The following is an 8,651-nucleotide window of genomic DNA, read 5'->3' on the forward strand; positions in this document are numbered from 1 at the left end:
ACTGACCCGTACCAATGTATTTTATGTGGAAACCGATTGCGGTTTATGAGTGCGGAAAAAGGAATACACGCCGTCACTTTACTGTCAGAAAGGCGGGATAAAATGGTCAAAAAACGATGGTTACAAACCGCAGCCTAGGAGCAGTGTGCCTATTATTAGGCTTTTAGATGATAATTTAACCGAATTAATGTTATCATGGTTAATCAACGAGAAAACTGTCAGAATTTAATAGAAATATTGAGTTCAAAACACCTCCATTAATGCCTTACTGTATTGATTGAGATTCCTAACCATGAACAGTTGGTGAAACTCGATGTTTATAATAACCCGTTAATTAAGCTGCCTGATGATTTTCCAGCCACATTACAAGATCTGGTCATTGATTCTACCTTACCGCTTCCAGAGAAAGTATTGCATCGGTTAATATCCCAAAATACCAGCAACCATTCGAATTCTATTACCGTATCAGCGATTACAGAATGGATGAAATGGACGAGTTTAGTTGATAAAGATTCGGGAGAATATAGAGACATCGCATTACAGCGGTTGATCAGTTGTCTTAAAAACGGCGAGAAGTCGCTTGATTTATCCGGTTTGGCACTAACGACTTTACCTAATCATATACCAAATAGTGTTGAAAATTTAGACGTTCACAATAATCAACTGACAACGTTTGCCGATAATTTGCCCGATAACTTAAAGCATCTTGATGCGCGGAATAATCAATTAATTTCTTTACCGACCCTTTTACCCAATACTTTAACCTATTTGGCACTGGGTAATAATCAATTAACTCACTTACCAGATTATCTGCCAGATTCATTACGCTATCTTAATGTTAGTGGTAATCAATTAAAAGTGTTGCCTGAACAATTACCCGATCAGTTAGTTTATTTTAATGCTGGTAATAATCAGTTAACTGAATTGCCAACTAGTTTGCCTGCTGGATTAGAAAATCTTTATATTCATCGTAATAAACTCACTTTTTTACCTGATAATTTACCGGATGATTTAAGAAATATTGATGTACATAGTAATTGGTTAGCGGTTTTGCCTGATAAGTGGCCAAAATTTTTACAATTTCTTTCTGTTAGCAATAACAAATTGAAGACGTTATCTAATAGCTTACCCGATGCATTACAGCATCTAAATGTCAGTGGTAATCTGCTGAGAAATCTGCCTGATCATTTACCAAATCAACTCAAAATTTTATTGGTTGACAATAATCATTTGTCTGTCATAGCCGATAATCTCCCCGCTGATTTAAATGTACTTGATGCGCATAATAATCAACTTGTTAAAATACCTATCTATTTACCCTATAAGCTTACCAGCCTTGATCTTAGTCATAATAAATTAACAAATTTGCTAACTGATTTGTCTAATAACTTAACAACACTTGATGTTAGTAATAATCGATTGAGTGATTTGCCAGATAAGTTGCCAGATAAGTTAGAAAAACTGGCTGCACATGATAATCGGCTAACAAGCTTGCCCGAACAGTTGCCAAGTAGTTTAGTAAGCCTTAATGTTAGCAACAATCAATTGGATAATTTACCTGATCATTTGCCAGAAAAATTAAGATATCTTACCGCTAATAATAACCATTTGACGCTTTTGCCGGTTAGTTTACCTTATAAAATCGAAGATTTGCATGTTCGCAACAATCAATTAACTTATTTAACTAATCAATTGCCACAAATGTTATTGAGATTAGATGTTAGTGGTAACCAATTGTGTTTATTACCAATTAATCTGCCTCATTCATTATTAGTATTAGATGTCAGTAATAACCAATTAAATAGGTTACCGGATAAGCTACCACCAGCGTTAAATACGCTTGATGCTTATAGTAACCAATTGAGTCATTTGCCTAAAGTTCTGTCAAATGAACTGCAATATATAAATGTTTATAATAATCAAATTGTTAAATTACCAGATCAGCTACCACAAGGATTAATAAAGCTAGATGTAAGTAATAATCAGTTGGCAAGCATTCCAACTGATCTACCGAATACGTTAAAAGAAATTATTTTTAATAATAATCCCGTGTTTGACAAATTGATCTCGCTACCTAATAAGTTTACCTTGACGGCATCAAGCGGAGATGCTGATACCATAGCCTCTGACCGTAATGTATCAGATTGGAAAATTTCGCCTATTCATTTTGATAATGAAGGGGAAAGTAGCCAGTTTGATGGTCAATTAATTATCCAGCTGGAAAATGATCCGATAGTAACTGAAGCTGCGCTCCAATTACTGAAAAAACATCCGCAAATATCGGTTTTAATTCAGCTTGATAGTCATGGAAATAGTTATGTTGTGTATGGCAATACAAAAGGTTTACGAGAGCAAGCTAAGCTGCGTTGGCAGTTAGTGGGTCATGGACGCGATAATCAGCTTGATGGTGATCAGGTCAGCCTGGCCTGGCGTGAGCCTAAACCGTTGGCACTGCAATTAAAACAGTTGGTGGCTGATTTAGGCATGACGGTTTCGCCAAAACACATCAATCTGGTTGGTTGCTCGTTGGCTGATGATAAGCAGCAAACCAGTTATGTCCAACAATTTGCTGAGGCCTTAGATGAAACGATTCGACCTTATTCTGTTTCTGCCTACTCATCTAAGCTGATAGTCAATGATGAAGGCAGAAAACGGTTGATGGAAGCGGGTAATAAAACCACGCTGCTTTTTAATCATGAGACAAATGATTGGCATATTGAGAAAACAGCCGCTAAAACAGTCGATAGCCGGATAAAAAATGGGATGGAAAAATCGACTTTAGGTGATCCGCTCGGGCTGGGGTCTGTCTCTTATAAATTTTTGTCTTTTATTAAGCTGGCAGAGCAATTTCAATCGACTATGATCCAATTTTATCATTATCACCAATTGTCGCTACAAAAGTGGTTACCGCTTTTCACCAGTTTTAGCAAAAGTAAAACGCAGCCAGGTAGTTATGTTTTACAGTTCATTCATCAAGAGACTCATCTACTAAAAAAATTGATTATCAATAATAAATATATTATTGATTTTATTAACAAATATAATGAATACCTAGCAATAGTTAGCAAAGCTTATCATTACAATGGTAAAACATTAGCTCTGCGGGATAATATCACTGATGCGGAGGGGGTACATGGATTAAATGCCGCTTTCCTGATAAAAGAGCTGATCCCTTGGTTTGCCAATAACCATCGGTTTGGGGTGGTGGATAATGAGTTATCAGAAACCCTTAGTACGGCAATTAATATCCACGCTTATCTTAATTTGACTCAGATAGCGCATGGGACAGTGGAGGATACCCTGAAATTGGCCAGTTTGTATCACATGGCGGTAAATCAGGGCAAACAGGCAACGAAAGGATTACTAGGCGAAGTCTTTCATTTTCATCGTGCGACTGATTTTATATTAAATTTTAGTAGCATTGCTTTGGATAGTATTGAGTTAGCTAATGCGCAAAATGATCTGCAACGTGCGGTTTTTAGTGCTCAGTTAGGGGTTGATAGCACTAATTTAGCGGTTGCTGGTGTAGGGATAGGTGCGTGGATGGCTGGAGCACAGACGACGGCTGCGTTTACTGGCGCTCTATCTGTCCCACTGGCAGGACTAGGGATAGGGGTTAGCGCGTTGGCAGAAGCGTTTGGCAAGGTAACCCATAATGTACAGATAGTCGGTAACTATTTTGCCGATGTCGATTTGGCTTATAAGCAGGGTGGTTATCGGCAGATAAAGAAAAAAATAGCTGACAGCGATGCGGTCATTATTATGGAGCCGATCCCGGGTGCAGTTATTACCGAGCTGGATTTACGCCAAAATAAACTCACTTTTGATAGTCAGTATCTCTATCGTAATGATCCTACTTATTCCAGCGGATCAGGTCACAGTAATTATTTCTTGTTCTGGCCCAATCGAGGCGTAAATCGAGATAAAAGCCAGGCGATCAATATTCGACAGGGATTGGGCTATCAAAGTAGTCAATCTAACTTTAAGCCAGGTGATGATGTTCTAATCCTGCCAGGTACGCCGATTACTTACCTGGATTATGCCTATATGATTTTACCTTTTGTCACCACACGCGATGATAGAGGCTTTGATCTATTAAGAAAACTGGAACAAGATGGTCGGTTTGACTTCGATTTTTATGCTTTTCCCGGCGAGCGCGCGATCTATAAAATTATACCCGATTATGTTTCGACACCCATCAAAGTCATTTTGGACGATCGCGATAGGGAATTGGTGATCCCTGCATTGCCGATCGATTTTCAGCGCTATATGAGTTATCAGTTAATTGGTGGTGAGGGAGAATATCGGATTAGCTTAGCGAAAGGTGTGCCAATAACCTTAGTATCAAATCATGCCAATACGCGTTGGGTATTGGATGCGCGTTACCTTAAATCGGGCACTAATATGCAGGTTAGTGAAGAGGGTGACTATCTTTATATTGATAATGTTATCGTCACGTTACCGAAAAATGCTAGTCAGATTTCGGTGATAAATAAAGAAGGGATTTTTGTTTTTGATGAAAAAAGTCAGCAAATGCATATCATTCATATGGATGCAATGCGTTTCAATAATAATTCGCTGGATGAATATCTAAAAATGTTAGCTAATATTCAGGAGCATCCGACGCCATTTGTCATTATCGATCACTATCAACCGGATAATGCGGTGGGACAGGTAGGCAGAGCTTATTATGAAACCGCTCGTAGTCGTATGATTTATACTAATCGGCCAGGTGAGGCAGAATTTCTAAGTCAAGCGGTGTTAGCTAAAGTTGACGGTGATAAAGCCTGGTTTTATCGCGATACTGCTATTTGGCAGGTAGAAATTAGCAGTGGAAAGATTATGAAACAATATCAGCCATTTAGCTTTGCAACTGAAAGTCATGACATGATTCGTAGCTATACTATACAGGGAAATGGCCAATTACTTTTTGTGATTGAACAGGGAAAGAATATGCGTAGTGTCTATATTGTTGAGGATACGGCGTTAAAATTGGTTGCCATTAATAATGATCAACGTCTATTGGCAATTCTAGATGAGATGAAAAAGCCGGTAGATTTTATCATTGAGGATCACAATAGTGGGCAGTTATTAGCTGAACGCAATAAAATTCCTTTTTTGGCGCTAGACACCCGATATGAACTTGTTTAACCAACGGCGCTTGTTCCGAGTCAGGTGGCTGATACACTCTATTTATCCGGTTATCTTGATGGACAGGAAAAGTATTATTGGATAATAACGAAAGATAAGCATGTCCATAAAACGATCAGCTTAAACCTGCCCAAAGTCAAGCCGCAAACGACTGATCCACTAGACCCTGCAAATGAGCTGCCAGAAAGTCAGTTGCCGTCATTAACTGCGATGACAGAATTTATTCTTGCGGCGAACACAACCGGTGATGCGCCCAGTTATTATTTTTACAATCCACAAAAACATGAACTCTACTTTCAATCAGATGATGGTTTATCCCATAATCAGGCGCAATTAGTTGCGAGCAATATTAAATCACTTTTTCCTATCAATAATAAGTTATTTAGTCTGCGTGATGATGGGGCATTTAGTTTGTTGGATAACCAGGGTAAAAATGTCTTACTCGGGGTTTCACAGGAGTGGTTACGTCAGCATCATGACGATGCTAAGTTAGAGTTGGATAAGCTTATTAAAGCGATGCCATACTCAACTGATTACTTAATGTTGCATGGATTGCAGGATCAGGCGGGGGATCCGATAAGAGCTTGGTATGATAGTATAGCTGGTCGGATAGTCCAGGCTGGAAGCAGTGTAGATGCGAATCATGATCTGGTTTATTTAGGGCTATCAGAAGATCGGCGGGAAGCATTGATTTATGATAATGATGAACAACAGCAATATCGTTTTTTGCAGCCCGCCATCGTCACCTTGACGCCGACAGAAAGCGGGCTCTTGATCTCAGATATTCCAGCTGATCCTTTATGGGCCACTTTTGCTTAGTCTACTTTTCAGACCATTGTTGTTTTGTTATCAAACAAAAACTGATTTTAATTATTTAGTTAGCTCTGTCGAATATCAATTTATTTGAACGTAAATATTTGGTCAGTAATTGGATGATTTATTTTTATCATTGCTGTTTTTTATCTGTTTTAATGAAGATTAAGCCAGCTTTGTTATTTAATAGGGTTGCAATAGGCTCTTAACAGATAATTAATCATCGGATTTTGTTAAATACTAGTGGCTGGATGTGGCAATATCGCGCTAGATTTTACCGGCACTATTACACATCAGAATCTTATTCTCTACGACTTGCTGCATTGCTTGTTTTCCTGGTGTGATATATTTGCGCGGATCGTTAGCATCAGGATGTTCAGATAAATATTGTTTTACTGCATCAGCAAAGGCAATCTTTAAGTCGGTGGCCACATTGACTTTACAGATCCCCAATGAAATAGATTGACGTATCATCTCTTCAGATATACCTGATGCTCCATGTAACACTAATGGAATATCAACTTGACGCTGGATCTCCGCCAGGCGTTTAAAATCAAGGTGAGGTTCATCGTGGTAGAGTCCGTGAGCCGATCCAATAGCAACGGCCAGTGAGTCTATGCCAGTTTGTGCAACATATTTTTTAGCGGCACTTGGGTCGGTATAAAAACTCTCTTTACTATCAACGATTAATTCATCTTCTTGCCCCCCTAAGCGTCCTAATTCGGCTTCGACACTTACATCGTAGCGGTGGCAAAATTGAACAACATTAGCTACTGTATCGATGTTTTCTGCAAAGGGTAGATGGGAGGCATCGATCATCACCGAGCGAACTCCGGCTTTAACTTTATGGCAGATATCGGTCAATTCTTCATGATGATCCAGATGAAGCGCAAGGGGTAGTTTGTTTAATGAAGCGGCCTGGGTGCAAATAGATACTATGTATTCAAGGCCGGCATAGGTAAAGGTACTCGGTGTACCGGCCAGAATGACCGGTGAAGCCATGTTGGCCGCAGTTTCTACCACAACTTGAATAGTTTCTAAATTGTGAACATTAAACGCCGGTATCGCATATCGCCCCCGTTGGGCATTTTTTAGCATTTCTCGGGTAGAAATTAAATACATGGTAACTCCTTAAATACCATCATTATTATGGGATCCTTTATTTTGCTGTTGTTGATGCCATAAACTGGTTAATCCTTGATGGCCACAATCCAGCGCCATATCACGAAATTTTTCTGCATCGAGACTTTGTCGTTCTAGCATCATTTCAACTGCCATTTGCATATTTGTTCCGGTTAGGACTTGCCATTGTGGATGGGGCAATGTTAACTGCGCGGCTTGATAAAAGGGTGTGCCGCCTAGTAAATCAGTAAGAAATACTAAGCCATCACCCTCATCACAAATTTTACTGGCTTGATTTAGTGCTTCATATAGATCTTCTGTTGTCATGCCTTCAGTAAAATCAATGGCAGTACATTGCAATTGTTTGCCAACAATTTGCTCCATTGCTTGCATTAAACCACTAGCAAAGCTTCCATGGCCAGTAATGACAATGCCTAACATATTTACTCCTTATAAGAATCCAACTAATTTACCGGCCAGCCCAAATAGAATGGTAATGCCGATCATTTTTACTGGTGAAAAGCCTCGTTTCAAAAAACCGTAGACGATCAGTGTGAAAGCCAGTGGTAATAAATTGGGCATTAATTTATCCAGCACATCTGTTTGTAATGCTACCTTAGCCTCACCGGCTTTTAGTACTAACGGCGTAGAGAGATGAACATAGGAAGCTACTAATGCCCCAATTACCGTCATACCGACAATAGAGGCAGCATGAGAAATATTTTTGGTATGCGTTTTTAGTATCGCAATTGCTTTAGTCCCTGCTTGATAACCGTAATGCGCTAAACCAAATCGTAAGGCAAAATGAACAATATTAAATAACAATAAGAAAACGATCGGGCCAAAAATACTACCCTGTAAAGCAAGTGAAGCACCAATACCAGCACAGATTGGTAGTAGAGTCAGCCAAAATAAGGCATCACCTATTCCCCCTAATGGCCCCATCAAGGCAACTTTAACTGCGCGAATAGTCGAAATTTTCTCTTTACTGCGCTCCATTGCTAATACTAGGCCGGATAAAAAAGTGACATCAAACGGGTGAACATTAATAAATTCCATATGCATTTTCATGGAATTGGCAAGATCTTGTGGATTTTTATGAATTTTACGTAAAGCGGGAATTAGCGTATATAACCATCCACCGGCTTGCATACGTTCATAGTTAAAAGAAGCTTGTAAAAGGAGAGAACGTAATGCCATAACATTGATGTCATAGGAAGTTAATGCTTTACCGAGGGTGTAGTGGTCTAATAAAACTGTAGAGATTTATAGCTTATAATTAAGCAAAATCTTATAGGTATAAATATGACCCGAAAAGTAAAAGTAACCTTTAGCGGAAAGCAAAAACTGGAATATGCAAAACTCATGGTTGAAGGTGGATATAGCAATATCCAAGTTGAAAAAATATCCGGTGCGGGTAAATCTGCCGTATCACGATGGAAGCAACAATATCTTGCCGAGTTAAATGGGAATACGCCTGTAAAATCAAAAGCGTTAACACCCGAGCAACAGCGCATACAAGAATTAGAAGTTCAACTTAAGCGTGCTCAGAGGGATAATGACAT

At 39.0% G+C, this 8,651-nt stretch carries 5 protein-coding genes and 2 pseudogenes; 4 read left to right on the forward strand and 3 right to left on the reverse strand.

Annotated elements, in window-relative coordinates:
* The 3 genes and pseudogenes from G468_RS25450 to G468_RS0114885 all read left to right on the forward strand — a co-directional run.
* Window positions 1-138 (forward strand): annotated as a pseudogene (locus G468_RS25450) (IS91 family transposase); the annotation flags it as partial.
* A 165-nt stretch (window positions 139-303) separates the two neighbouring features.
* Window positions 304-5,151 (forward strand): TcdA/TcdB pore-forming domain-containing protein, encoded by a 4,848-nt coding sequence (locus G468_RS0114880; RefSeq protein WP_026823749.1) that lies wholly within the window; start codon window positions 304-306, stop codon window positions 5,149-5,151.
* Window positions 5,152-5,175: 24 nt separating this feature from the next.
* Window positions 5,176-5,970 carry a hypothetical protein gene (locus G468_RS0114885; protein ID WP_026823750.1) on the forward strand — a complete coding sequence of 265 codons (795 nt, stop codon included), beginning with the start codon at window positions 5,176-5,178 and terminating at the stop codon, window positions 5,968-5,970.
* 261 nt (window positions 5,971-6,231) lie between these two features.
* On the opposite strand, the gene G468_RS0114890 is transcribed toward G468_RS0114885, so the two are convergent.
* The 3 genes and pseudogenes from G468_RS0114890 to G468_RS0114900 form a co-directional block, all read right to left on the reverse strand.
* Window positions 6,232-7,086, reverse strand: coding sequence for a tagatose bisphosphate family class II aldolase (locus tag G468_RS0114890; RefSeq protein ID WP_026823751.1), 855 nt, complete (start codon window positions 7,084-7,086; stop codon window positions 6,232-6,234).
* A 9-nt stretch (window positions 7,087-7,095) separates the two neighbouring features.
* Complete coding sequence (gene agaF / locus G468_RS0114895) at window positions 7,096-7,527, reverse strand: PTS galactosamine/N-acetylgalactosamine transporter subunit IIA (RefSeq protein WP_026823752.1); 432 nt, start codon at window positions 7,525-7,527, stop codon at window positions 7,096-7,098.
* A gap of 9 nt (window positions 7,528-7,536) precedes the next feature.
* Window positions 7,537-8,316, reverse strand: a pseudogene (locus tag G468_RS0114900) (PTS system mannose/fructose/sorbose family transporter subunit IID); the annotation flags it as partial.
* A 75-nt stretch (window positions 8,317-8,391) separates the two neighbouring features.
* Between G468_RS0114900 and G468_RS0114905 the strand changes: the two are divergent.
* Window positions 8,392-8,651: IS3 family transposase (locus tag G468_RS0114905; RefSeq protein ID WP_026823754.1), on the forward strand; the 260-nt coding region annotated here is incomplete at its 3' end.

Origin of the sequence: Arsenophonus nasoniae DSM 15247 (assembly GCF_000429565.1) — a bacterium.
GTDB classification, from domain to species: domain Bacteria; phylum Pseudomonadota; class Gammaproteobacteria; order Enterobacterales; family Enterobacteriaceae; genus Arsenophonus; species Arsenophonus nasoniae.